The sequence below is a fragment of the Danxiaibacter flavus genome (assembly GCF_041060425.1).
GTDB lineage: Bacteria > Bacteroidota > Bacteroidia > Chitinophagales > Chitinophagaceae > Danxiaibacter > Danxiaibacter flavus.
On sequence record NZ_JAULBC010000001.1, the window covers coordinates 57653 to 83827 of the forward strand.

Below are 26175 nucleotides of genomic sequence, written 5' to 3' on the forward strand. Positions count from 1 at the left end.
CACCTTTCACTATTGACCATTCACTTTTCACCATCTAATAGCTCGCACATTCCTTCATCTCCTTCTCCGTATAAGCAAAACCATATTGCTTCAACACATCGTCAGGAACACCGTTCCATTTGTTAGGAACGTTACCCATATAGCCAACATCTTTTACACCAATTTCAGAAGTGTAGAAGCCGGTTGCTGTCAGGTTGCGCATCAGGTTAAAGAAGCTTACACCCTGGCTCATTTCAGGTTTTGCTTTTTTAGGATAAGCTATCTGATCAACCATTTCAATTTGTTGCTGTTTGCTGCAATCTTTGAACGGTTTGCCGTAATTGTTAAGGCACTGCAGATCAAGCCAACGTAACCCTCCGCGCATGGGTATCTGGTGCTCCGGCATATCCTTTACAATAAACTCAATGAATTCAGGAACTTTTGCATCACTGGCGCTTCCGCTAACAGCATCTTTGGGAATGATGATGTCGCCAAGAATAGTAATGGTTGCCATTTCGTCTGCAGTAAAGAAGGTTTTCTGAGCCATTACACTTTTGTAATGCTCTTCTTCTTCAGCCATACGATTAATGTCGCTCGTTGGCGGTTTGGTGGCAGCGTCTTCAAGTTTTTTATCTCCTGTTTTGCAGGATTCTATTATTACACCGGTAGATACGGTACCTACAACAAGTGCTTTGAGTGTTTTTCTACGGTCCATAATTTTATTTTAAATTATGATTAGCAATAATTTAGTACGACTATTCAACTAAAACCATTTTGCAAATAGTCTTTAAAAAAAATTACAGGTTTTGTTTTTTCAATTCGTCAACAATGTACTCGCTTGCTCTCATGGACATTGCAAGAATGGTCCATGTCATGTTCTTGTCCGCCATTGATGTAAATGCGCCACCATCCACGCAGAACAGGTTCTTAACATCATGCGCCTGGTTGTATTTATTTAAAACAGATTTTTTAGGATCTGTACCCATACGCACTGTTCCTGCTTCGTGAATGATCTCTCCGGGATTATGTAACCCGTAATTGTTCTGAGGACCATCATCACCTCCCCAGGTGATCACAGCGCCCATTGCATGAAGAATTTCAGCGAAAGTTTCTTTCATGTGTTTGGCCTGCTTGATCTCGTGGTCAGTCCAGTTTACGTTAAAGCGCAGTACAGGAATACCGAACTTATCAACAACATTAGGATCCAGTTCGCAATAGTTACTTTCAAGTGCCAATGCTTCACCACGGCCGGCCATACCAACGTGTGAACCAAAGAAGTAGCGATAATCTTCTTTCAATGAAGCGCCATATCCCCCTGCTTCTTTTTGTTGGCCCTTAATTTTATAAGCACCATTCAGTTTTTCAATACCCCAGTTAAATCCATATAAAGGCATACCAAAACCTCCACCGTATTCAATATGGTAACCGCGTGCAAAATCCAGTTTTTTATTATCAAGCCACCATGGCGTATAAACGTGCATGCCGCCAACACCATCTTCATTATAACGCTTACGGTCAAACAGTTCAGGAATAATGCCACCCATGTCGGCCCCTGTTGAATCATGCAAATAACGGCCAACAACCTTATTGGGGTTTGCAATGCCGTTAGGATGACGTGTAGATTTCGAGTTGAGCATGATGCGTGCACTTTCGCAAGCGCTCGCAGCAAGGATTACAATGCGTCCCTCAACCTGGTATTCCATCATATCATTTTTGTTGATGTAAGAAACACCGGTGGCAAGACCTTCTTTGTTGGTAGTAACCTCTCTCACCATCGCATTCGTGATCAGGTCGATGTTACTGGTTTTCATGCCAGGAATAACCAGTGCAGAAGAAGAAGAGAAATCCGCATAGGCCTTACAGCTGCGTCCGCATTGTGCGCAGTAGAAACATTCGCCACGCTCGTCATTGATCTTTTTTGTAAGGATTGACAAGCGTGAAGGGATTACAGGGATACCAATGCTGGTTCCTGCTTTCTTAATGAAAAGCTCATGCAGACGAGGTTTGGGGGGAGGAAGAAAATATCCATCCGGATCGTTAGGTAAACCTTCATTTGTACCAAAAACACCCAGTAACTTATCTATTTTGTCATAATAAGGCTTCATGTCTTCATAACCAATTGGCCAGTCATCACCTAAGCCATCAATACTTGCGCGCTTGAAATCTTTTGGGCCAAAACGAAGCGAAATTCTTCCCCAATGATTTGTACGCCCGCCGAGCATACGCGCTCTCCACCATTGCCACGGTGTTTTGCCGCCTTGCGTATAAGGTTCGCCGTCAATTTCCCAACCCCAGTAGCAACCATCGAAATCGCCGAAAGGACGATATTTTGTACTGGCGCCACGCCTGGGTGATTCCCATGGGTTTCTGAGTTGTAAAGAATCTTTTTTCGGATCAAACATTGGTCCTGCTTCCAACAGACAAACTTTTAAACCGGCTTTTGCCAGCACATACGAAGCCATGCCGCCACCTGCGCCAGAGCCTACAATGATGGCATCATACTTTTTTGATTGTTTTTTGATTTGAAGATCTCCCATACAATTTGGTGTTGTTCGTTAGAGGGGTAAATTTAAAGAAGCCATGAATGTATGATTTTATGGTGAATGATAAATGCATTTTCTATTTTCGAATTAATATTTCGACAAACATGCAGCATATTCTGGCTATCGATATTGGAACTACACATTGCAAGGCAATCATCACCGACATAAAGGGGGCTATCGTTAGTGCATCTCAAAGGCCTTGTGTTTCAATCACAACGCTTCCCGGCCAACATGAGCAGGATCCTGTTTTGATGTTTGATAACGTAGCAGGGCTTATGCAGGAAGCGTTCTCATCACTAAAAAATAAATCGTTAACATGCGTTAGTTTTAGCTGTGCTATGCACGGGTTGATGGCAGTTGATGCTGACGGTATACCCTTGACGAACATAATCACATGGGCCGATACACGCAGCAATCAGTATGCAGAACAATTACTTGCAAACAATAACGCATTTGAAATTTATCGTGACACCGGTACGCCTATTCATGCTATGTCGCCACTTTGTAAAATAATGTGGCTGAAAAATGAACATGCAGAGGTTTTTAACAAAACGCATAAGTTCATCTCTTTCAAGGAGTATATTTTTTACCAGCTTTTCGGGAAGTTCATTATTGATTATTCACTGGCATCTGCGACCGGATTATTTAATATTCGCGAGAAGAAATGGAATGAGACTTCACTTTCGTATGCTGGTATTAGTTCTGCGCAGCTTTCTAGTCCGGTACAAGTTACTCATACGGAAAAAAGTATGCTGCCTGAAATGGTGGAAAAGCTCGGCATTAATAACGGAACCCCCTTTGTGATAGGAGGGAGTGATGGGTGCCTCGCCAATCTCGGTTGTGGTGCAATTCATCCGAATGAGCTGGCGCTTACTATTGGTACCAGTGGAGCAATCCGGTTAGTTACACCTACTCCGTATACGTTTGAAATAAATACTGTTTTTAATTATTTGCTTACAGATAAACTCTACGTTGTTGGTGGCCCGACAAACAATGGGGGGAATGTGCTTCAATGGTTTATTGAACATGTAATGAAAAAGAAGCCTGATTCGGGTAGCTTTGATGAAGTGCTGGCGCTGGCTGCGGGAGTTTCCGCAGGAGCAGACGGTTTGTTATTTCTACCATATCTGTATGGCGAAAGAGCGCCCATATGGAACGCTACCGCAAGAGGCTGTTTTATCGGGCTGAATGCATCGCATACAATTGAGCACATGGCAAGAGCTGTAGTGGAGGGGATTTGCCTGGGGTTGTTTGATATATTTAATTCCATGCAGGGCCTGAAAGAGAGTGTGGATGTGATTTATGCAAGTGGTGGCTTTACACGTTCCACCTTTTGGTTACAGATGATTGCCGATGTGTTCGGCAAAAGAGTTGTGTTAAATGATGTTGCTGATGCCTCTGCCATGGGAGCTGCAATGGTTGGTATGGTTTCGGCCGGTATTTTAAAAGACGTTGAAGAAGGAAAAGCGATGGTTAAAGAGGGTGAAGTGTACATGGCTGATCCCTGCAAGCATAAAAAATATCTTAAAGCGTACGCGATCTATCATCGTTTATATAACAAACTGAAAACTGAAATGGAAGCGTTAAATGATGCTGATTAAGTGAATTCAAAAAGATCGGAATACAAACTGCATTTGTTCCTATGATTGAACAATTAATGAGCGCTTAAACGAGGCTTGTTAATGCTTTTTTCCTGTCGAGAAACTCATTCCAGATTTCTTCTATGATTTCTTTCGCAGGTTTTATGTCTTTAATCATGGAGCTAACCTGGCCAATTTCCAGCTCACCCTCTTCTAATTCGCCTTCAAACATTCCTTTTTTTGCACGCCCGCGTCCCAATAATTCTTTCAGGGAATCAGTATCGGCGCCGCTTAGTTCAGCAGCCCTCACTTGTTCAAAGAAATGATTTTTAAGGAGTCGCACAGGTACAATTTTTTTTAGGCTGAGCATCGTGTCTCCTTCTTCAGATGTGACTATTGCCTGTTTAAAATGCAGGTGAGAGGATGCTTCGCTGCTGCAGACAAAACGTGTTCCTATCTGTACGCCTTCGGCTCCCAATGCCATTGCCGCAAACATTTGTCTGCCGGTTGCAATACCCCCGGCAGAGATAACCGGAATATTCACGGCGTCGCAAACTGCGGGAGTTAATATTATAGTAGTTGTTTCTTCTCTACCATTATGTCCGCCAGCTTCAAAGCCTTCCGCAACAACCGCGTCGCATCCGCATGCTTCGGCCTTTTTAGCAAACTTGCTGCTGCTTACAACGTGTACAACGGTAATACCGCGTTCTTTAAAAAACGGTGTAAATGTTGCAGGATTCCCGGCCGAAGTGAACACTATTTTTACATCTTCCTCAATAATTACCTGTATGTGTTTCTCAACATCTGCATATAAAAGAGGCAGGTTAACACCGAAGGGTTTGTCTGTTGCATGTTTGCATTGCTGAATATGATGTCGCAGGACATCGGGGTACATACTTCCGCTGCCGATCAGCCCTAGTCCACCAGCATTACTAACCGCACTGGCAAGTTTCCATCCGCTGGCCCAAACCATGCCGGCCTGTATTATAGGCAGTTCAATATTAAATAGACGGGTAACCCGGTTGGAAAAAGGATAAACCATGATGTATGTCTGATGTGATGATCTCTGATGTGTGGATCTAAAAGTCGATCAGAAAATTCGAGATTGTCAGCAGATTGGAATATCGGATACAATTTTGGTGATGCACCTAAAGAAATCAGCGATCCTCAAATCTGAGATCAGCGATATTAGCCTGCTGACAGCTAATTCAACTGTGGATCTATCGGGTAGTTCACCAGCTGTTCATATTCTCCGCCCAATTGTTTCAACGCTTCTCTCCATATCTGGTTTTCGTCAGGAAAAAAGACGAGTCTTTTATTGCCGTCGGTCACCAGCCAGCTTTTTTCTTTCATTTCGCCGTTTAATTGTCCATCGCCCCAGCCGCTATATCCCAGGTAAAAGCGAATCATTTGATCTGTCAGCTTGCCGAGATTGATGGCTTCAACAACTTCTTCAAATTCGCCACCCCAGTAAATGCCATCTGTAACTTCAATGCCGCCGGTGATAAATTGAGGTGATTGGTGCAGAAAATGTATGGTGTCCGTTTGAACAGGGCCTCCAAAGTAAACCGGAAAATCGCATCCTTCCAGATCCAGGATCAGTTCGCCGGCAGTTTTATTGTATCGCCGGTTCATTATAAAGCCAATGCTTCCTTCATCCTGGTGATCACAAAGAAAAACCGCGGTTCGCATGAAATTCGGATCTTTCAAAAAAGGATCGGCTATAAGTATTTTTCCGGATGATAGATTTGCCATAGTATTAAATTAGCGCTTTTAAAGCCAAACATGAAATTAATTATCCAGATATTTATAGCTGTTAAAACGATGACAAAATCACAGAATTAAACAATAACAGCTAGAAACGTTCAACTATTTTTGCCGCAATGAAGAAGACTTTACCTGTAATCGTTATTTTAATTACGCTCGCCCTATTTGGCATTTTTGCCATCCAGGTATCCTGGTTCCGGAATGTATTACAGGTTCAGGAGCAGAGATTGTTTGACAATATTACCAGGGCAATGTATTCAGTTGCCCAGGACGTGAGTACGCAACCATCCATGGGGCCCACAATGCGTTCAAACCGGCGTCCCAGTCTTCAGCTCCCGCACGATAATTTTCCGATGAATTTTGCCAAACAGGCTACTGTCGCTCAAAGATTTACGGATTATGAAATACATGATAAGATTTTGAAGGCCCTGATAAAACAAGACAAAGGCCTTAAAAAGCTGGATTTTGAATTTGGCATAACCTCAGATTATGATGACTATGTGGTAGAAATGCAATCCAAAAATTTTATGTCACTGATTTTGGATTCCACCCGCGCCCGCCAGATTGTTGTGCCCATTGCCGGCGACAATTCCAATTACCTGGCGAGTATCTCTGCATATGAAAATCTCTGGATCGTTCTTCCCGATTTTAAAAAACAGCTTTGGCGTTCGCTTACCTGGCTCGTCATAATTGCCGCAATCTTTACAATCATTATCCTCGCTGCATTCTATCTTACTCTTAAAACAATGTTGAATCAGAAAAAGTTGAGTGAGATAAAGAGTGACTTCATTAATAATATGACGCATGAATTTAAGACGCCACTGGCTACGATATCTCTGGCTGTGGATGCGCTTAAAAATGAAAAAGTGCAGAACGACCGAAATAAAATGTCGTACTTCAGCGGGATAATTAAAGAGGAAAACAAGCGGATGAACAAGCAGGTAGAAACTATTCTGCAGGCCGGTTTGATGGAACGCCAGGATATAAAAATGAACATGCGCGATATCCATGCTCATGAGATCATCCACACTGTCATGGATAATTTCAACCTGCAGCTCCAGGAGAAAAATGCACATTCAGAATTGCTGCTGAACGCAGCCAATGATAATATCATTGCGGATGAAGTTCATTTTACGAACCTGATTAACAATCTTGTTGATAACGCTGTAAAATACTCCAAGGAAAACCTGGTGGTGCGGGTATCTACGCACAGCACCGGCAAAAACCTCGTGATCCGTATTGAGGACAACGGTATTGGTATGAGCAAAGAAACCGTTAAGCGCATCTTCGAAAAATTCTATCGCGCGCATACCGGCAATGTGCATAATGTAAAAGGCTTCGGTCTTGGCATGAGCTACGTTAAGACCATCGTTGATGCACACAAGGGAAAAATTAAAGTAGACAGTACGCCAGGCAAAGGCAGTGCCTTCACGATAGAAATTCCTCTGCGGAAAGACTGAGGAGCTATTAGCTATTAGCTTTCAGGTATCAGGTTTCAGGTATCAGGTTTGTACTCTGGGCTTTCCGCTTTGGGCTTTAAGCTTTAGGCTTTACACTTATTAAGCATCCATCCCCGTAACTCAAAAACCTGAAATCATTTTCAAGTGCATATTTGTAAATATTCTTCCAGTCATCACCGGCAATGGCGGCAACCAATAATAATAATGTTGATTGCGGCTGGTGAAAGTTTGTGATGAGCACTTTGGCTACTTTTAATTCATAGCCCGGTGCAATAATGATCTGCGTTTTGGTAATAAGTCTTTCGGCTTCATTTTTTTTCATCCATGATAGCAAGGATGTTAAAGCGTCCGCTACAGTCACGTTCTCGTGAGGAAGTTCGTAGGGTTCCCATTGGGTGATATGCAGATCTTCCGGAGAAGTGTCCGGATGCAAAATTGTTTTCAATCCAAGCCAGTAAAGGCTTTCAATGGTGCGTAGCGAAGTTGTGCCGACTGCAACAATATTTTTGTCTAAGTGCGAAAGAAGGTTTCTGATCAATTCATCTCTTACATCTATAAACTCTGCATGCATCTCGTGGCCTTTCATGGTGTCAGCCTTCACCGGTTTAAAGGTTCCGGCGCCAACATGCAGGGTGACAAAGTCGCGCTGAATATTTTTCTTCTCAAATTTTTCAAACAGGCTTTCTGTAAAATGGAGGCCGGCTGTTGGAGCTGCCACTGAGCCATCGTGTTTGGCATAAATAGTCTGGTATCTTTCATTGTCGCTTTCTTCGGCTGTCCTGTGCATGTATGGAGGAAGAGGTAATATCCCTCCGTGATGTAAAACCTCAGCAAAAGAAATAGCGCTATCGTTCCAGCTAAATTCTATCAGAAAATAATCGCTGTGCTGAACAAGTTTGGCTGCACTTAATGTTAGTTCTCTGCCGTCAAATGCAATGATTTTCTCCAATGCCCCTTCTTTCCACTTTTTTGCACCGCCTACCAGGCATTTCCATTTAACCGTTCCTTTTTGCAGCATGGCAGTAGTAACATCGTGGTAGGTGTCGTCAGGTTCCAGGCAAAAAAGCTCAATCGCTCCGCCTGTCGGTTTTTTAAAAATGATCCTGGCTTCTACTACTTTGGTATTATTAAAAATCAGCAGTGATGATTCGGGTAAAAAAGTATCTAAATCATAATAATGACTTTCGGTGATATCACCATTCCGGTACACCAGCAATTTACTCTCATCTCTCTTGCTCAGCGGGTAGGCCGCAATCTTTTCTTCGGGTAAATCGTATGAAAAATCATGAATGGATAAATCTTTTGGATGCATTTCGCAAAAATAGAATGGCTTTTCAACATCCTGCATTTTAAATAATTGCGGAGAAATTCACATGTTATCCACACTAATGCACAGTTTAAGCAGTCCGGGGAACGCTGAAGTGCTTTTAAGTAGCAGACAATCATCCATTTACATAAAATTATAGATGTGGATAAAATGATGCATCCAAAATGCCCGACAAAAGTGGGAAAAAGTGTTATTTTGTGTTATTAAATGGAGCAAATCTTCAAATCCGCATAAATGATTGGTTTTCTAGGTGAATATGAGGCCACTTTGGACACAAAAGGGCGTTTTCTTTTACCCGGAGCTTTAAAAAAACAGCTTCCGGAAGGGGAAAGCCGTTTTGTGATCAGCCGCGGATTTGAGAAATGTCTCAATTTATATCCCATTAATACCTGGGAAGGTATTGTCGCCAAAATATCCAAACTGAATGATTTTGATCCGAAAGTACGGCAATTCAAGCTGTTATTTCTCGGTGGTGCAACAGAAGTTGAACTGGATAGCGCAGGCAGAATGTTGCTTCCGCCTTCTTTGAAGGAGTTTGCCGGTTTAACGAAGGATATAGTGTTAGCAGCAAACATTGACAAGATCAATATTTGGGATGCAGGAAAATACAAACAGTTCTTTGAAGAGTTCTCTTCTGAAGCATTTAGTGCACTGGCTGCAGAAGTTATGGGTGGTGTAAACGAAAATTTATAAAACGGCTTTATGGATAATCAACAATCACCAAACGATTCTGGATACCATATTCCGGTCTTATATAATGAATGTCTCGAGGCTTTGAACATAAAGCCCTCCGGCGTTTATGTGGATTGCACTTTTGGAGGAGGCGGACATAGCAGGGGAATTCTGGCAAATTTGAATGAAGAAGGCAGGCTGATTGCTTTTGATCAGGATGCCGATGCACAACAGAATTTGCCGGATGACAAACGTGTAATATTTGTTCCGCAGAATTTCAGGCACATACAACGCTTTTTGAGATTGCACAATTATCCCAAAGTTGACGGGATTCTTGCTGATCTGGGAGTGAGCAGTCACCAGTTTGATGAAGGTGAGCGTGGCTTTTCGACAAGATTTGCCGGTCCGCTGGATATGAGAATGGACAGGAGATTGCCTACAACTGCATCGGATGTACTGGCAACTTATACTGAAGCGCAATTGCACAAGTTATTTGAGATGTATGGCGAAGTGACTAACTCAAAAACTTTAGCAAAACATATTGTACAGAACAGGGCTAAAACATCGTTAAAAACCATTGAAGGCTTTAAAGCAATGTTGCAGCCGGTCGTAAAAGGCAATCCCAATAAGTACCTGGCCCAGGTGTTCCAGGCTTTGAGGATAGAAGTGAACCAGGAAATGGAAGCGCTGAAAGAAATGTTGCAACAGTTGCCGGATGTGCTGAACCAGGATGGCCGAGTTGCAATCATCACTTTCCACTCAATAGAGGACAGGATTGTAAAAAGCTTCTTTAAGCAGGGAACATTTGAAGAGCAGGTTGACAACCCTTTTGAAACTGTAAGGAAGGAGAATCCATTGAAGATCATAACAAAGAAACCGATAGTGCCGGGAGCAGAGGAAACAAAAAGAAACCCAAGATCACGCAGTGCTAAACTAAGAGTGGCTGAAAGAAAATAACCACGGTAATTAAGTATAACATCATCTAAAAGAAATTTGAAATGGAGGGTAAAACAGAAGAAGTTGTACAGGAACAACCGGAAGTTAAACAGGAAAAGCAGCCGGGCGCGTTGAAGAACCTGTTCAGCTATGACTGGATCACGAAGAATATTCCGTTCTTCTTTTTCCTCGCCTTGCTGGCAGTGTTGTACATAGCAAACGGCCACATGGCTGATAAAACAATAAGAGATATAAACCGTACGGCAAGGCAGTTAAAAGAACTGCAGTATGAATATAAAACGTTGAAGAGTGAAGTGATGTTTAAGAGTCGTGAAGCTGAATTAATAAAAGCTGCACAACCGCTGGGTTTGCAACTTTCTGATCAGCCGCCGATGCGCATTACATTGGAGAAAAGAGATAATAAACAGTAAGAAGAAATTAATAGAACAGAGGTTAATTCCTCTAAAACAGAGAAGAGGTTAGTGGAAGTAAAACGTGACATATTATGGCGTGTGTACCTGGGCTATATAGCAGTAGCTGTGGTTTGTGTAGTGGTTCTTGGCAAGGCCTTTTACATACAACAGATCCAGGGTGCTTACTGGCGGGGAATGAGCGATAGCCTTCACCAAAAGATTGAAGAGATTGACGCGGACAGGGGAACTATTTATAGTGAGGACGGCCAGATGTTGAGTACGAGTATTCCCCAGTTTGATGTATATATAGATTTTATGGCGGATGGTTTGCGTCAGAAAAGTGGCAAGCGTTTCCGCGAGAATGTAGATTCTTTGAGTTATTGTCTGGCTGATCTTTTTAAAGATAAGAGCAAAGCTGAATATAAGAAGATGTTGCAGCAGGGGTATCGTGATAAAAGCAGGTACTTTTTGTTGAGAAAGAAAATTGGTTTTCGTGAGTACCAGCAATTGAGGCAGTTTCCATTAGTAAGGCAAGGGCAAAACAAGAGTGGTTTTATTGCGGACAAGAAGAGCATAAGATTGAATCCGTATCAATTGCTGGCTTACAGAACCATCGGGCTGGACAGGGAGAATGCACAAAAAGTAGGTCTTGAACAAACGTATGATACGGTTTTGAAAGGAACTACCGGAAGAAGGCTGGTAAGATATATAGCTGGTGGTGTAAGTGTTCCGGTGGATGATGCTTACCAGGTTGAACCGGAGAATGGAAAAGACATTGTTACTACGCTTGATGTTCACATCCAGGAGATTGCAGAGAATGCGCTGATGAAAATGATGATCAGCAACGAGGCTGAACATGGGTGTGCGATTGTGATGGAGGTGAAAACCGGAAAAATTAAGGCGATAGCCAATCTCGGTAAAAGACCGGATGGCAATTATTGGGAAGATTTCAACTATGCTTTAACACCAACGGAGCCTGGATCTACTTTCAAGCTCGCAACGATGTTAGCGCTGCTTGAAGATAAAAAGGCAAATTTAAATACATCAGTAAATCTTGGGGGAGGCGTTTGGCAGGTAGCAGGAAGAACGGTTTACGATAGTGAACAGCATGGTCTGAATGAAGTGTCAACCAAGAGAGCGTTTGAAGAAAGTTCGAATGTTGGTATGGCGAAACTGGTTTATAATAATTATAGTTCAACGCCATCATTATTTGTAAATCACCTGAAGAAACTTGGAATGGATAGTGTAACAGGGATTGATCTTACGGGGGAAAGAAGACCGTTCATTGACAAGCCGGGCAGCAAATACTGGAGCAACACCACATTGCCGTGGATGGCTTTTGGTTATAACCTGCTGATTACGCCGATGCATACAGCTATGTTGTACAATGCAATCGCCAACAACGGGGTAATGTTAAAGCCTTATTTGTTGCAAAGTGTAAAAGAAGATGGTGTGGCTATTAAAGAGAATGCGCCGGTTGTTTTAAGACAAAAAATTTGCAGCAATGCAACTGTAGCTCTTTTAAAAGAATGTTTAAGAGGTGTATGTATTGAAGGTACGGCGAAAACCTTGTTTAAAGATGCGCCTTATACTGTTGCCGGTAAAACTGGTACAGCGCTGGTGGCAAATGGTACAAGAGGTTATGCGGACCGCATCTATCAATCGTCATTTGCCGGTTATTTTCCTGCGGATGATCCGCAATACACTTGCGTGGTTGTTGTTAAGAACAAACCTTTTGCCGCGAAGTTTTATGGAGCAGCGGTTGCGGGTCCGGTGTTCAGAGAAATAGCAGATCGTTTGTACACGCTGTACGTAAGACAGAAGAACCAGGTTCAATATGCTTCGGTTACAAAGAATGACAGCATCGCTTACAACTATGGCGGATTGTACGAGGATATGAAATTTCTTACTTCAAACCTGGGTATCAGTGTGCAGGATTCAGGAAGCAGCGATGTAACGATAGGAAAGATGAGCAAGCAGAACAGTGGTGCGCAAATGTCCGGCTATAACGTACCTAATAACCAGATGCCCCAGTTAATGGGGTTAGGTTTGAAAGATGCGATTTACCTGTGTGAAACAGCGGGATTGAAAGTGAATGTGAAGGGCCGCGGAAAAGTAATAGGCCAATCGGTGACAGCGGGTCAGGCAATTGCCAAAGGACAACAAGTACAACTATTGCTGAATTAATATAACATAAGAGAGATTGAAAAAACTACAGGACATATTATATAAGGTTCGTTTGCAATCTGTAAACGGTTCTACTGATGTAAATGTAAATGGCATCCAGATAGATTCCAGGAAGGTGGCAAAAGGCGATGTGTTTGTGGCAATACGTGGAGAAAAATCTGATGGCCACGCTTTCATAGAGAAAGCAGTTGAGCTGGGCGCCACCGCCATTGTTTGTGAAACCATGCCTTCCTCATTTGCTGATGGGGTTGTGTATTTGCAGGTGAACAATACGCATGAGGCAGTGGCTTATATGTCGCACAATTTTTTTGATGAGCCTTCTCAAAAAATAAAGCTGGTAGGTGTAACCGGAACGAATGGTAAGACCACTATCGCAACTATTCTGTATAAGCTGTTTACTGAATTAGGGTTTAAATGCGGGTTGGTTAGCACTGTGCAAAACCAGGTTGGAAAAGAAATAATTCCGGCAACACACACAACGCCTGACGCAGTTAGCTTAAACGCGTTGCTGCATCAAATGGTAGAAGCTGGTTGCTCGCATGTGTTTATGGAATGCAGCAGTCACGCAATTCACCAGCATAGAATTACGGGCTTGCATTTTACAGGTGCATTGTTCAGCAACATCACACATGATCACCTTGATTATCACAAAACATTTGATGAATACATCAGGGTAAAGAAAAGTTTTTTTGATGGATTGAGCGGAGATGCATTTGCTATCTCAAATCTTGACGACAAACGCGGCACCGTTATGTTGCAGAACACGCCCGCAAAAAAATATTACTACAGTCTTAAAAATATCGCCGATTTCAAAGGCAAGATCTTAGAAAATGCATTGACCGGTCTCCAAATGACCATCAATAATAAAGAAGTGCATTTCCGGCTGATTGGTGAGTTCAATGCTTATAATCTGCTCGCAATATATGGCGCGGCAATTTGCTTAGGTGAAAACAGCGATGAAGTGTTGCGCGTGCTAAGTAACCTCAGTAGCGCAGAAGGAAGATTTGACTACATGATCAGCGGGCAGAAGATTATCGGTATCGTTGATTACGCACACACACCGGATGCGTTGGAGAATGTGCTGGCCACCATTAAAAAGCTTCGCAAGGGAAGCGAGAAAGTGATTACGGTTGTTGGTTGTGGTGGTGACAGGGACAAAACAAAACGCCCGATCATGGCAAGCACTGCCGCAGAGCTAAGTGACAGGGTTATTTTGACAAGCGATAATCCGCGAACTGAAGACCCGCAAGCTATTTTGAAAGACATGGAGGAAGGATTGAACAGTGCGGCAAGAAGAAAAGCAATTTCCATACTGGATAGAAAAGAAGCGATCAAGACTGCCGTTAGTCTTGCAGATCCTGAAGATATCATCCTTGTTGCAGGCAAGGGGCATGAGAAATACCAGGAGATCAACGGCGTGAAGCATCCGTTTGATGACAAAGCGATTTTGAGAGAAATGTTTGAATTGCTGGAGAAGTAAGTCCGGAAGAGATTCACAGATTTAGTTTATAAGACACAACAAAAAATAAAGCGCAAGAGAGTTAATACATTTTATGCTATACAGTTTATTTAATTGGTTGAAACAAGAGTTTAATATGAGCGGTGCGGGACTGTTCCAGTTCATCACGTTCAGGGCTGTTATGGCAATACTGTTATCTCTTTTGATTGCAACGGTTTACGGCAGACGCATCATTAATCTGCTAAAGCGCAGGCAAATTGGTGAAGCAGTCAGGGATCTTGGTTTGACGGGAGAACAGCAAAAGAAGGGAACTCCTACAATGGGAGGGATCATTATCCTGCTGGCAATACTGATCCCAACACTGTTGTTCGCAGACTTAAGCAAAGTATATGTAAGGTTAATGGTTTTGTGCACCGTTTGGTTGGGAGTGATCGGTTTTCTTGATGATTACTTTAAGCTCAAAGCCAGGAAGGCGGCACAGGCGCGAGGTGAGAGTTATAAAAAGAAAGACAGTGATGGTCTGGCAGGTACTATTAAGATCATCGGGCAGGTAGGTCTCGGTATCATTATCGGCGCCACACTTTATTTCAATAACACAGTGGTAGTAGAAAGAGAGCTGGCATCGCCATCCACAAATGTTACATCTATTGTCCATAGTGGCGAGAAACTGGCGAAGGATAGCAACGTTGTAATAAGAACAATTGATGGTGAGCAAAGACGTTTTGCAAGAGTTAAAACACCTATTACGACCATTCCTTTTGTAAAGAATCATGAGTTCAACTATAGCAAACTGATCAGCTGGATTGGAGAAGGTGCAGAGAAATATACATGGATCATCTACATTCTTATCGTAACGTTTATTATCACTGCGGTTTCAAATGGTGCGAACCTTACAGATGGTATTGATGGGTTGGCCGCCGGCGTGAGTGCCTTCATCGGCGCAGGTATTGGCATATTTGCTTATGTGAGTGGTAACTATAGAATCGCGGACTATTTGAATGTAATGTACATCCCGAACCTGGCGGAGCTCTCCATTTTTATCGGCGCATTTGTTGGTGCATGTATCGGATTTCTCTGGTACAACACTTTCCCGGCACAGGTATTCATGGGCGATACTGGAAGCCTGGCTTTGGGTGGAATTATCGCCTCTTTGGCGATCATCATCAGAAAAGAATTATTGATACCAATTTTCTGCAGCGTATTCCTTGTAGAGAATTTAAGTGTGATTATACAGGTGACATACTTTAAATACACCAAAAAGAAGTACGGAGAAGGACGGCGTGTGTTTTTAATGAGTCCGCTGCATCACCACTACCAGAAAAAAGGATATCACGAGAATAAGATTGTAATGCGGTTCTGGATCATAACACTGCTTTGTGTGTTGTTTTCAATTGTAACCCTGAAGATCAGGTAGTACGTTGTTGGCAAATGCAGTCGTTTAAACTAAAATTCAATGTCAACTATTTAAGAGAAGACAATTATGGAACAAAACGCGGCAAAAGCACATAAGCTGGTTGTGCTGGGGGCAGGAGAAAGCGGAATTGGCGCGGCATTGCTGGGAAAGAAGAATGGTTATGAGGTTTTTGTGAGCGATGGTGGTGCAATAAAAGATAATTATAAAAAAGAGCTCATTGATAACGGAATAGCATTCGAGGAAGGAAAACATACTGAAGAGAAGATATTGGAAGCGGATGAAGTAATGAAGAGTCCGGGTATACCGGAGAAGAACGAAATGGTGAAAAAGATCCGTGCAAAAGGTATTGAGGTTATTAGTGAGATTGAATTAGCATACAGGTTCAAAGGAAATAGTAAAATAGTAGCGATAACCGGTAGCAACGGAAAAAGTACGACTACTTCTTTGATCTACCATATTTGTAAAACCGCGGATTTAGACTGTGCACTTGTAGGAAATATCGGTTATTCATTTGCGAAGCAGGTGGCCGAAGATCCCAAACAGTTGTACGTAGCAGAGATAAGTTCTTTTCAGTTGGATGATATTGTTGATTTCAGGCCGGACATTGCTGTTTTGCTGAATATCACGGAAGATCACTTGGACAGATACGATTACAAGTTTGAAAATTATATCGACAGCAAGTTTCGGATCATTGAAAATCAAAGACCAGGTGATTACTTCATCTACAATGCTGATGACGAAGTGATCGAACAAAAACTACAGACATTACACCTTAATATTAACCTATTGCCATTTTCTATGAAACAAGAAATAAAAAAGGGCGCATACATTAAAGGAGACCAGATGATGATAAGAATTCAGGAAGAACGCGTAAGTATGAGCATCTACGATTTTGCTCTAAAAGGTAAACACAACCAAAGTAATACAATGGCAGCAGGAATAGCAGCCTCAACGCTGGATATAAGAAAGGAAAAGATCAGAGATGCAATTACCAACTTCGAAGCTTTGGAGCACCGCATGGAGCATGTCGCTACGGTTAGAGGCGTTGAGTTTATTAACGACAGCAAAGCAACGAATGTTAACAGCACCTGGTATGCGCTTGAAAGCATGAACAAGCCCACCATACTGATCCTCGGTGGTGTAGACAAAGGCAATGATTACTCCCTGATTGAAGACCTGGTTGTAGAAAAGGTGAAGGCTATTGTTTGCATGGGACTTGACAATGAAAAGATCCATGAAGCATTTAAAGGTAAAGTGCCTGTTATTGTAGATACGGCAAGTGCTAAAGATGCCGTAACCAAATCATTTGAACTGGCTGCAAAAGGCGATGTTGTTTTGTTAAGTCCTGCATGCGCAAGTTTCGACCTCTTTAAGAATTACGCTGAAAGAGGAACGCAGTTTAAAAACGCGGTGAAGGATCTCTGATCGCTGATTTTTTGATGTCTGATGTTGATTTAAGGATGTCTGATTTCTGATTTGATAGTAACAGAATGGAAATAGTAGTTAAGGATTTCTGAATAGTCTGTAAAAGGTGAATGGTTGGTATCTAAAACCTAAAACCTGATACCTGATACCTGAAACCCAACGCTGAAAGCTAATAGCTGACAGCAAAAAGCACAACCATGAGTGATTTTGTGAACATAGATAATCTTGAGAATTCTTTCAGGGGTTTTGGTAAAGGCCTTGGCCGCAAAACCCGTGGAGATAAATACATATGGGGCATTGTAATACTGCTGGCGCTAACATCGTTGCTCGTGGTTTACAGTGCTACCGGCTCTTTGGCATATAAATTATATAAAGGCAACACGGAAGTGTATTTGTTTAAGCAACTGTCCTTTATTGTAATAGGCTTCCTGGTGATTTATTTTTTGCATAGGGTGAATTATACCTTGTATTCAAGAATATCACTCATCCTTTATCTTATTTCAGTTCCAATGTTGTTTTACACATTGTTCTTTGGTGCGGAGATAAATGAAGGTAGTCGCTGGATTAAACTGCCGGTAATCAATCTTACCATACAAACCAGTGACTTCGCAAAGCTTGCGCTGTTTATGTATGTGTCGAGACAATTAAGCCGTAAGCAGGAAGTGATCAAGGATTTCAAAAAAGGTTTTTTGCCCGTCATTATTCCAGTGGCAATCACCTGCGCACTGATCATGCCGGCTAACTTGTCAAATGCTTTGCTTACGGGCGCTACATCACTTTTGTTGTTGTTTATCGGGCGCGTAAGTTTCAAGCATATTCTATTGGTAATAGGTGTTGCATTAATCCCCGTGCTGTTGATTGTGAGTGTTGCTGTTGGTACTTACGACGGTGCAAAAGCCGAATCAAAGAAAGATAAATCAACAGTTGTAGAAAGCCTGCATTCATTTGGCCGTTTCGGTACGTGGGTTAAGCGTGTGCAGGATTATATCTATGCAGGTGATGAGGATGTTCCCTACCAGGTGCAACAGGCAAAGATCGCTATCTCAAACGGAAGTGTTTTGTTTGGTCTTGGTCCGGGGAATAGTATGCAACGTAATTATCTGCCGCAGGCTTATAATGACTTTATTTTTTCTATTATAATAGAAGAGTATGGATTACTGGGAGGGACGTTTATCATATTTGTATACCTGTTGTTCCTGTTCAGATGTATAAGAACATTTCGAAAGTGCCCGTATGCTTTTGGTGCGTTTCTTGCGTTGGCATTAAGCTTCACTTTAGTTATACAGGCGGTTGCAAATATGGCGGTGAATGTTAACCTGGTTCCTGTTACCGGGGTTACGTTACCACTGGTGAGTATGGGAGGTAGTTCATTTCTTTTTACCTGTGCATCCATTGGAATTATTTTAAGCGTTGCAAGAAACGTAGAGCAAATGGAAGGAAAGGATGTTGTTCCTGCTGACTCCAATGCAAAAGTTGCGACGGCTGCTTAATAAGAAGGGGAGGAGAATAATAAAAAACAAGCGGTTTATGATAGCTGACGAGGTTCAGACAGAAAGTAGAAGTAAGAGCACGGCAAAGCAAAAACAATTGCGTTTCATAATTGCCGGAGGTGGCACGGGCGGACATATTTTTCCGGCCATAGCCATTGCTAACGCATTGAGGCAGCAATTGCCTGATGCTGCTATTCTGTTTGTTGGTGCGAAGGGTAAAATGGAAATGGAAAAAGTTCCACAAGCGGGTTACGAAATTGAAGGATTAGATATCGCCGGATTTAACAGAAGTTCTTTGTTAAAAAATATAGGCTTGCCGTTCAAGCTCATTAAAAGCTTTTACCAGGTAAGAGCTATTGTGGGCAGATTTAAACCTGATGCCGTTATCGGTGTCGGTGGTTATTCAAGTTTTCCTGTATTGCGGTTTGCGCAAAAAAAAGGGATTCCCACTTTCATACATGAAAGCAACTCTTTTGCGGGAAAAAGCAATATTCTCTTGGGTAGGGCTGCTACAAAAATATTTGTAGCCGTAGAGGGAATGGAGAAATTTTTTCCTGCAGAAAAGATCCTGATAACAGGCAATCCTGTTAGAAAGAATATTGCGAACGCAGATGTTTCCAGGGAAGAGGCGCTGGCTTTTTTCGGATTACAGGATAAAAAGACCATTCTTGTGGTTGGGGGAAGTCTTGGTGCAAAAACGATCAACGATGTTGTTGCGTCACACGTGCAGGACCTGGAGCCACTGGATCTTCAGTTGATCTGGCAGACCGGTAAAAATGGCGCTGAATTATACAGGAATAGAGGACGAAGTTTTTCAAATGTTTGGGTGAGTGATTTTATTGTGGAGATGGATAAGGCTTATGCTGCAGCAGATCTTGTTGTTTCACGCGCTGGTGCAATGGCTGTGACGGAATTGTGCGTTGCGAAGAAGCCGGTGATATTTGTCCCGTTTCCTTATGCTGCAGAAGATCATCAGACGGTGAATGCAAAACAACTCGTGGATAAGGATGCCGCGATGATGGTGAAGGATGAAGAGGCTAAAGGAAAGTTGTTTCCTGCAATATTAAGTTTAGCAAAGAATGATGCTTTGCAGGAGAAGTTAAAGTATAACATAGCAGCTTTGGCTATTACAGATGCTGATGAAAAAATTGCGAAAGCAATCATCGAATTTATGTAACAGTTATCAATACAAGCAGATTTAAAGATCAGGAATGAGTGAGCAAATAAATAATAGTAAATTTTCCGAAGCCGTAACCGGCACCAGGGCTATCAATAAGATCTATTTTATCGGGATAGGTGGAATAGGTATGAGTGCGCTGGCAAGGTATTTCCATTCCAGGAAAGCGGAAGTAAAGGGTTATGACAGAACCATTACGCCGTTAACCCGTAAGCTGGAAGAAAGCGGTATAGAAATTCACTATGAAGAAGATGTAGAAAGAATACCGAAAGATGTGGATGTGGTGGTATATACCCCAGCCATTCCTAAAGATCATACAGAACTGGTGTATTATCAGCAAAATGGCTATACCGTTGTAAAGCGCAGTGATGTATTGAAATGGATCACACAAAACTCATTCAATATTTGTGTTGGAGGAACGCATGGCAAAACAACCATCACTACCATGGTGGCCCATTTGCTCAGAGATTCAGGCTACGGGTGCAATGCTTTTCTCGGAGGGATCTCTTCAAACTATCAAACGAATTTCTGGAGCAACGAAAGAAATGTAGTTGTTGTAGAAGCAGATGAATATGACAGAAGTTTTTTGAAGCTGGTTCCGGATGTAGCAGTGATCACCGCAATGGATCCTGATCACCTGGATATATATGGAACTCCGGAAGAAGTGGAAAAAGCTTTTGTGCAGTTTGCCAATACTGTTAAGCCCGGCGGATGTTTGGTTGCAAGGTATGGATTGAAAAGAGCTGGTGAATTTAAGGCTGATAAAGTAGTTACTTATAGTCTTGATGATGTTCGTTCAGATGTCTATGCAGAGAATTTAAATGTGGTTAATGGCTCCTATGTGTATGATGTTATATCTGCCGACTGGCGTATAACAAATGTAGTGCTGCATATGGGCGGTTTACACAACATTGAAAACAGCATTGCGGCGATCACTGTTGCGAAGCATCTTGGTATAGATGACGATAAGATAAAGCATGCGGTCGAGTCATTCAAGGGTGTAAAGCGCCGGTTTGAATACATACTTAAGTCGCAAAAGCATGTGTTGATTGATGACTATGCACATCATCCTGAAGAGCTAAAAGCATTGATCAGTGGAGTTAGAAGTATTTATCCGGATGAGAAATGTACGGTGATTTTTCAACCGCATCTGTTCAGCAGGACAAAAGATCTTTCAAAAGAATTTGCAGAAAGTCTTGACATGGCAGATGAAGTGATCATTCTTCCTATTTATCCTGCAAGGGAATTACCAATGGAAGGTGTAACGAGCGAGTTGATATTAAACGACATGAAATTGCCGCAAAAGCAAATACTGACAAAAGAAGCGATGCAGGACTGGGTAAGATTATACAAGCCAAAGTTGCTGGTGATGTGTGGAGCAGGTGATATTGATGCGTTGATTGAACCGGTTAAAGAAATTCTGAAATAAAAATTGATATCTGATATCCGATTTGCAGATGTCTGATTTAAAAAACGGCGACTGTCTTAAGTAGTTAATGCCGGAAGCTGAAAGCTAAGAGCTGACCGCTGAAAGCTGAAAATATGTTGAAGAAGAAATTAATATTTACCGGATGGTGTTTGCTGGCGGCCTCGTTGGTCTTTCTGCTGATAACTGCTATGCGCAAGAAGGAAAACAAGACCGTAAGCGACATTAAAGTGGAAGTAATAGATGCTGAGGAGCATGTGTTTGTTGATGAAAAAGAGGTTGTGGTATTTCTGAATAAGATGGGAATAAGCAAAGAGACCGAATTGTATAAAATCAATGTCCGGCATCTTGAAGAAGGGCTTGAAAAAAATACCTGGGTAAAGAAGGCAGATCTTTTTTTTGATAATGATAATGTGTTGCATGTAACCATCCATGAGCGTGAACCGCTCGCAAGAATATTTACAATAAACGGAAGTTCTTTTTATATAGATAGCAGCGGAAAGCGTTTGCCATTGAGTGACAAGCTAAGTGCAAGAGTGCCGGTGTTTACATCATTTCCTTCATCAGAGAGAAAATTATCAGCACCTGATAGTTTGGTGTTGAATGATGTGAGGCAATTGGCTCAGTTTATTGCAAGGGATAGTTTCTGGATGCGGCAGATATCGCAGGTTGATATAACGCCGCAACGAACATTTGAATTGATACCGGTGTTAGGCAACCAGGTAATAGCTATTGGAGATGTGGACGATCTTGAAGGCAAGTTTGACAGACTCTATAGCTTTTACAAACAGGTTTGGACCAAGGCCGGTTTTGAGAAATATGAAACGATTGATGTGAGGTTCAATGGGCAGGTAGTAGCATCAAGAAGAGGAGCTGCAAAGCCTAATGTCGATTCTCTGAGAGCAGCGATGCAATTGGCCGACAATGTTGCGAGGATGAACAATGCTATGACAGACAGTTCAGTGGCGGCCGGAAATGTAGTGAAGCCCGCTGTTGATTCTGTAAGTCATGCTGCTGTAGTTCCGGCTTCTACCACAAAGCCAAACAAGGTTGCTGCAACAACAAAGCCGGCAGTTAAAAAAACAACAACAAAGCCTGCAGGCACAAAGCCAAAGGCTGTGATGAAAAAAACAACGAAGAAGAGATAAAAGAACAAAGTCAATGGGCATGTTTGAAAAATTGATAGTGTTAAAGAATTAAGTGGTTCTTTTTTGAATTTTGACTTTTCCTGCCCGACTGACGTCAGTCAGGCGGGGACTTTTGAATTAAAACGAAACAACAACAAAAACATACATCTATGAACCCGAATGAAGCGCCTATTATTGTAGGACTAGACATTGGAACGACGAAGATTGCCGCTATTGCAGGCCGCAAAAATGAGTATGGGAAACTGGAGATTTTAGGATTTGGCAGGGCTAACAGTAATGGTGTGCAACATGGCCAGGTGTTGAATATTGATCAAACGATCAAAGCAATTCAGCAGGCTTTGCATAACTGCGCCGAAAGCAATCCGGATCTTGAAATAAGTGAAGTGTATGTGGGCGTGGCAGGGCATCATATTAAGAGCCTGCAAACACGTGGCGACCTGGTAAGGCAGAACTCAGACATGGAGATAGAGCGCTGGGAAGTAGAGCAGTTGATAGACAATCAACGCAAAACATTTATTCCTGCCGGTGATCAGATCATTGATGTGATACCCCAGGATTTTCATGTGGACAATTACCAGAATATTAAAGATCCTGTTGGGTATAATGGCGTGAAAGTTGGAGCAAACTTCCACATCATTACAGGTGATAGAAATGCAATCCGCAATATCAACCGTTCAGTAGAGCGTAGTGGCCTTAAAACTAAAGATCTTGTATTGCAGCCGCTGGCATCTGCTTCTGCTGTAATGAGTGAGATTGATATGGAAGCAGGTGTTGCCATTCTTGATATTGGTGGTGGTACCAGTGACCTCGCTGTATTTTATGATGGTATTTTAAAACATACAGCGGTTATTCCGTTTGGTGGTGAAAATATTACCAACGACATCCGCATGGGGCTTGGTGTATTGAAGCAGCAGGCTGAAGCAATGAAAGTACAGTTTGGTGGCGCGCTTGCAGATGAAGCTAAAGCAAACGCTTTCATTACTATTCCCGGAATAAAAGGTATGCCGGCAAAAGAGATCAGTGTAAGAAATCTTGCTAACATTATCCAGGCGAGAATGAGTGAAATACTTGATTTCGTTACTTATCACCTGAAACAGGTAGGGCTTGATAACAGAACGCTTAACGGCGGCATCATTCTTACAGGTGGTGGTTCTCAGCTAAAACATCTTATTCAGTTGACGGAATATGTTACAGGCTTGAATGCACGTATTGGTTTACCAAATGAGCATTTGGCGGCAAATCATATAGATGAGCTGAAGAAGCCAATGTATGCAACCTGTATTGGTCTTATTCTGAAAGGATACAGCGATTATGAAAATCATAATAAAGAGTTTAACAACACTTTCCTTCGGGTGAGTGTTCCGGATAAACTGATTAAGGAAGAAGTTGAAGCGCTTTCTCCCGTTAGAGAAAACACTGTAGATATAGGAAAAAGAAAGGGCGGTATCAATGGTTTCTGGAATAAATTCAAAGATGGTCTGATTGATTTGTTCAAGGAAGAAGGAGATACAGTGATCAAATAAGAATAAAATCGTTTCCATTATAATTTGTTGCTATTACTATTACTAACCATTACATTCTAAAATTTTCATTATGATACACTTTGATCTGCCAAAACAAAAGTCATCCATCATTAAGGTTCTTGGTGTTGGAGGAGGCGGAAGCAATGCGGTAAACTACATGTTTGCGCAGGATATTGAAGGTGTAGACTTCATTATTTGTAATACTGATGCCAAGGCATTGGAACAAAGTTCAGTGCCCAATAAAATACAGCTTGGGCCACACCTTACACAAGGTTTGGGTGCAGGCGCAAATCCCGAAGTAGGTAAACAGGCTACTGAGGAATCCCTGGAAGAAATAAAACGCATACTGGAGGTAAATACCAAAATGGCATTTATCTGCGCCGGTATGGGTGGTGGAACAGGTACCGGTGGTGCTCCCATCATTGCCAAGATCTGCCGCGAACTGGGTATTCTTACCGTAGGTATTGTTACTACTCCGTTTGGTTTTGAAGGTCCGCGCCGTTTGCAGCAGGCAGAGGCAGGCATCAAACAATTGGAGCCTTATGTAGATACACTGCTTGTTATTAGTAATGACAAGCTGCGTATACAATATGGCAACCTTAAAATGAAAGATGCATTTGGCAAGGCCGACAATGTATTGGCTACCGCTGCTAAATGTATTACTGATATCATCAACAGCCGTGGTCATATCATCGTTGACTTTGCAGACGTTTGTACTGTGATGAAGAATGGTGGTGTTGCTATTCTCGGAAGTGCAGCTGTTTCCGGTGAAGAAAGGGCGCAACGTGCCATTGAAAATGCGTTGAATTCTCCGTTGCTGAATGACAATGATATCCGTGGTGCGAAATGGATCCTGATCAATATCAATAGTGCAGAAGGTGATGAGGAGTGCACGATGGATGAGTTGGAAGTGATCAATAATCATCTCCGCCTGCAGGCCGGTGAGAATACGGATGTGATTGTGGGTATGGGGTATGACAATACACTGGACGATAAGATTGGCATTACGCTGATCGCTACAGGATTCGAGCATAAAGATCCTTTTGCAAAAAGAGAACCTGCAAGGGCGCCGGAGCCTAAGCCTGAAAAAATAACAATGGAGTTGCGTATGGATGGCGAAGAAAAAAAGCCCGAACGTGCCATGCAACAACAGAAGTTATCTTTCGACGAAAAAGATCCGTTCGCTCCAAGCCTGGTTGAGATCACCCAGCAGTCCGCTGCTCCTGTGATCATTGATGAAGCAAAAGTGATTGCAGAAAAACAAAGTGCAGAACCATTGCGTTTTGAACTGTCTACAAATATTACCGCTGAGCCTAAGGTTGAAGAACGTAAAGAAGAAAAAGCGCCTGAAGTGGAAGAGCATTTGCGGATGGAATACACAGAGAAACCTTCTGTGTCCGTAACCCCTCCAGGTGGTTTCTTGAGCAGGCCCTCAAATATCTATGCATCTATGCCTGAGCAGAAGCCGGTACAGGAGCAGCCAAAACCTGTTGCTGCGCCACAGCCTCTGGAAATTCCGCAACCACAACCACAACCACAACCTCAGCCACAACCACAGCCGCAGTTCGTTCAGCAACCGCAGCAGCCACAACCGCCACAGCCGCAACCTCAACAACCGCAGCGTCCGGTTTACCAGCAGCCTGAGCCGGAAATGCCGCCATATGTAGCACCGGTAATGAGGCAGGAACCAGCAGAGGATGAAGTGCAGTTTGGTTTCGTGGAGAAAGACAACATTAACATGAATACGCCTGTGGCTCCGGCAACAGGTTCATATGAAATGATGTCTGACGAAGAGGAAGATCAAAAACGCAGAGCAGCAGAAAGAATACAGAAACTTCGCAATCTCTCGTTTAATATGAATAGTGCAGAGATGAATACAGAATTTGACAATGTGCCGGCTTATGTTCGTCGTAATATGGAGCTTTTTGGCAATACGCTCACATCTGTGGAGAATTACTACAGCAAGTATGCTGTAAAGAAAGATGAACATGATCAGGGACAGATATCATCCATCAATACCTTTTTGGATGGTAAGAAGCCCGATTAATAAGGCTCCTACTCATTTGTGTTTTTAGTTGTTGGCCCCTCAGCTTCGGTTGAGGGGTTTTTGTTTGGGGAACCACGGAGGCAGGGCGGCTGAGTTAATTGAAAATTGAGAATTGAAAATTGAAAATGATTGCAGCGAAGGCTATCTCTTTGGTCCTCCGTGTCTCCTCCTGCCTCTTCTTTGTGTGACAATTAAATATCAA

General features: G+C 42.4%; 20 protein-coding genes. 15 read left to right on the forward strand and 5 right to left on the reverse strand.

The window, feature by feature from the left end:
- Positions 1-34 precede the first annotated feature (34 nt).
- Both QTN47_RS00240 and QTN47_RS00245 read right to left on the reverse strand, forming a co-directional pair.
- Entirely contained in the window at positions 35-694 is a 660-nt protein-coding gene (locus tag QTN47_RS00240) for a gluconate 2-dehydrogenase subunit 3 family protein (RefSeq protein WP_369327287.1), read from the reverse strand.
- Positions 695-776: 82 nt separating this feature from the next.
- The gene (locus QTN47_RS00245; RefSeq protein ID WP_369327288.1) at positions 777-2516 is read right to left on the reverse strand and encodes a GMC family oxidoreductase; all 1740 of its coding nucleotides are present in this window, start codon (positions 2514-2516) and stop codon (positions 777-779) included.
- A 110-nt stretch (positions 2517-2626) separates the two neighbouring features.
- On the opposite strand from QTN47_RS00245, the gene QTN47_RS00250 reads away from it, so the two are divergent.
- On the forward strand, positions 2627-4123 hold the full coding sequence (locus QTN47_RS00250) for a gluconokinase (RefSeq protein WP_369327289.1): 1497 nt from the start codon (positions 2627-2629) through the stop codon (positions 4121-4123).
- A 64-nt stretch (positions 4124-4187) separates the two neighbouring features.
- Here QTN47_RS00250 and QTN47_RS00255 read toward each other — a convergent pair whose 3' ends face one another.
- The gene (locus tag QTN47_RS00255) at positions 4188-5144 is read right to left on the reverse strand and encodes an NAD(P)H-dependent flavin oxidoreductase (protein WP_369327290.1); all 957 of its coding nucleotides are present in this window, start codon (positions 5142-5144) and stop codon (positions 4188-4190) included.
- Between the two features lie 161 nt (positions 5145-5305).
- Positions 5306-5857, reverse strand: coding sequence for a YqgE/AlgH family protein (locus QTN47_RS00260; RefSeq protein WP_369327291.1), 552 nt, complete (start codon positions 5855-5857; stop codon positions 5306-5308).
- A gap of 128 nt (positions 5858-5985) precedes the next feature.
- Between QTN47_RS00260 and QTN47_RS00265 the strand changes: the two genes are divergently transcribed.
- Entirely contained in the window at positions 5986-7329 is a 1344-nt protein-coding gene (locus tag QTN47_RS00265) for a sensor histidine kinase (protein ID WP_369327292.1), read from the forward strand.
- A gap of 76 nt (positions 7330-7405) precedes the next feature.
- Here QTN47_RS00265 and QTN47_RS00270 read toward each other — a convergent pair whose 3' ends face one another.
- On the reverse strand, positions 7406-8677 hold the full coding sequence (locus QTN47_RS00270; protein ID WP_369327293.1) for an S-adenosylmethionine:tRNA ribosyltransferase-isomerase: 1272 nt from the start codon (positions 8675-8677) through the stop codon (positions 7406-7408).
- Positions 8678-8890: 213 nt separating this feature from the next.
- On the opposite strand from QTN47_RS00270, the gene mraZ reads away from it, so the two are divergent.
- The 13 genes from mraZ to ftsZ all read left to right on the forward strand — a co-directional run bounded on the left by mraZ (position 8891) and on the right by ftsZ (position 25973).
- Positions 8891-9349, forward strand: coding sequence for a division/cell wall cluster transcriptional repressor MraZ (gene mraZ, locus QTN47_RS00275; protein WP_369327294.1), 459 nt, complete (start codon positions 8891-8893; stop codon positions 9347-9349).
- A 9-nt stretch (positions 9350-9358) separates the two neighbouring features.
- Positions 9359-10285, forward strand: a complete 927-nt coding sequence (rsmH, locus tag QTN47_RS00280) for a 16S rRNA (cytosine(1402)-N(4))-methyltransferase RsmH (RefSeq protein WP_369327295.1) — start codon at positions 9359-9361, stop codon at positions 10283-10285.
- A 41-nt stretch (positions 10286-10326) separates the two neighbouring features.
- Positions 10327-10695: an FtsL-like putative cell division protein gene (locus tag QTN47_RS00285; protein ID WP_369327296.1), complete on the forward strand. Its 369-nt coding sequence runs from the start codon at positions 10327-10329 to the stop codon at positions 10693-10695.
- 51 nt (positions 10696-10746) lie between these two features.
- Positions 10747-12864: a PASTA domain-containing penicillin-binding protein gene (locus tag QTN47_RS00290; protein WP_369327297.1), complete on the forward strand. Its 2118-nt coding sequence runs from the start codon at positions 10747-10749 to the stop codon at positions 12862-12864.
- A 16-nt stretch (positions 12865-12880) separates the two neighbouring features.
- A complete protein-coding gene (locus QTN47_RS00295) occupies positions 12881-14344 on the forward strand; it encodes a UDP-N-acetylmuramoyl-L-alanyl-D-glutamate--2,6-diaminopimelate ligase (RefSeq protein ID WP_369327298.1) in 1464 nt (487 codons plus the stop codon).
- Between the two features lie 73 nt (positions 14345-14417).
- Positions 14418-15737 (forward strand): phospho-N-acetylmuramoyl-pentapeptide-transferase, encoded by a 1320-nt coding sequence (gene mraY / locus QTN47_RS00300; protein WP_369327299.1) that lies wholly within the window; start codon positions 14418-14420, stop codon positions 15735-15737.
- Positions 15738-15803: 66 nt separating this feature from the next.
- Positions 15804-17162 (forward strand): UDP-N-acetylmuramoyl-L-alanine--D-glutamate ligase, encoded by a 1359-nt coding sequence (gene murD / locus QTN47_RS00305; RefSeq protein WP_369327300.1) that lies wholly within the window; start codon positions 15804-15806, stop codon positions 17160-17162.
- 197 nt (positions 17163-17359) lie between these two features.
- Positions 17360-18652, forward strand: a complete 1293-nt coding sequence (locus QTN47_RS00310) for an FtsW/RodA/SpoVE family cell cycle protein (RefSeq protein ID WP_369327301.1) — start codon at positions 17360-17362, stop codon at positions 18650-18652.
- Positions 18653-18689: 37 nt separating this feature from the next.
- Positions 18690-19829: an undecaprenyldiphospho-muramoylpentapeptide beta-N-acetylglucosaminyltransferase gene (gene murG, locus QTN47_RS00315; protein ID WP_369327302.1), complete on the forward strand. Its 1140-nt coding sequence runs from the start codon at positions 18690-18692 to the stop codon at positions 19827-19829.
- A gap of 34 nt (positions 19830-19863) precedes the next feature.
- Complete coding sequence (murC, locus tag QTN47_RS00320) at positions 19864-21258, forward strand: UDP-N-acetylmuramate--L-alanine ligase (RefSeq protein ID WP_369327303.1); 1395 nt, start codon at positions 19864-19866, stop codon at positions 21256-21258.
- A 113-nt stretch (positions 21259-21371) separates the two neighbouring features.
- Positions 21372-22403, forward strand: a complete 1032-nt coding sequence (locus QTN47_RS00325; protein WP_369327304.1) for a cell division protein FtsQ/DivIB — start codon at positions 21372-21374, stop codon at positions 22401-22403.
- Between the two features lie 149 nt (positions 22404-22552).
- Entirely contained in the window at positions 22553-23926 is a 1374-nt protein-coding gene (gene ftsA, locus QTN47_RS00330; RefSeq protein ID WP_369327305.1) for a cell division protein FtsA, read from the forward strand.
- Positions 23927-23996: 70 nt separating this feature from the next.
- Complete coding sequence (gene ftsZ / locus QTN47_RS00335) at positions 23997-25973, forward strand: cell division protein FtsZ (RefSeq protein ID WP_369327306.1); 1977 nt, start codon at positions 23997-23999, stop codon at positions 25971-25973.
- The last annotated feature ends 202 nt before the right edge of the window (positions 25974-26175 follow it).

Bases quoted from the DNA above. Each gene is read 5' to 3' on its own strand.
- QTN47_RS00240 (WP_369327287.1), bottom strand. From the start codon at position 694: ATGGACCGTAGAAAAACACTCAAAGCACTTGTTGTAGGTACCGTATCT.
- QTN47_RS00245 (WP_369327288.1), bottom strand. From the start codon at position 2,516: ATGGGAGATCTTCAAATCAAAAAACAATCAAAAAAGTATGATGCCATC.
- QTN47_RS00250 (WP_369327289.1), top strand. From the start codon at position 2,627: ATGCAGCATATTCTGGCTATCGATATTGGAACTACACATTGCAAGGCA.
- QTN47_RS00255 (WP_369327290.1), bottom strand. From the start codon at position 5,144: ATGGTTTATCCTTTTTCCAACCGGGTTACCCGTCTATTTAATATTGAA.
- QTN47_RS00260 (WP_369327291.1), bottom strand. From the start codon at position 5,857: ATGGCAAATCTATCATCCGGAAAAATACTTATAGCCGATCCTTTTTTG.
- QTN47_RS00265 (WP_369327292.1), top strand. From the start codon at position 5,986: ATGAAGAAGACTTTACCTGTAATCGTTATTTTAATTACGCTCGCCCTA.
- QTN47_RS00270 (WP_369327293.1), bottom strand. From the start codon at position 8,677: ATGCAGGATGTTGAAAAGCCATTCTATTTTTGCGAAATGCATCCAAAA.
- mraZ (WP_369327294.1), top strand. From the start codon at position 8,891: ATGATTGGTTTTCTAGGTGAATATGAGGCCACTTTGGACACAAAAGGG.
- rsmH (WP_369327295.1), top strand. From the start codon at position 9,359: ATGGATAATCAACAATCACCAAACGATTCTGGATACCATATTCCGGTC.
- QTN47_RS00285 (WP_369327296.1), top strand. From the start codon at position 10,327: ATGGAGGGTAAAACAGAAGAAGTTGTACAGGAACAACCGGAAGTTAAA.
- mraY (WP_369327299.1), top strand. From the start codon at position 14,418: ATGCTATACAGTTTATTTAATTGGTTGAAACAAGAGTTTAATATGAGC.
- murD (WP_369327300.1), top strand. From the start codon at position 15,804: ATGGAACAAAACGCGGCAAAAGCACATAAGCTGGTTGTGCTGGGGGCA.
- QTN47_RS00310 (WP_369327301.1), top strand. From the start codon at position 17,360: ATGAGTGATTTTGTGAACATAGATAATCTTGAGAATTCTTTCAGGGGT.
- murG (WP_369327302.1), top strand. From the start codon at position 18,690: ATGATAGCTGACGAGGTTCAGACAGAAAGTAGAAGTAAGAGCACGGCA.
- murC (WP_369327303.1), top strand. From the start codon at position 19,864: ATGAGTGAGCAAATAAATAATAGTAAATTTTCCGAAGCCGTAACCGGC.
- QTN47_RS00325 (WP_369327304.1), top strand. From the start codon at position 21,372: ATGTTGAAGAAGAAATTAATATTTACCGGATGGTGTTTGCTGGCGGCC.
- ftsA (WP_369327305.1), top strand. From the start codon at position 22,553: ATGAACCCGAATGAAGCGCCTATTATTGTAGGACTAGACATTGGAACG.
- ftsZ (WP_369327306.1), top strand. From the start codon at position 23,997: ATGATACACTTTGATCTGCCAAAACAAAAGTCATCCATCATTAAGGTT.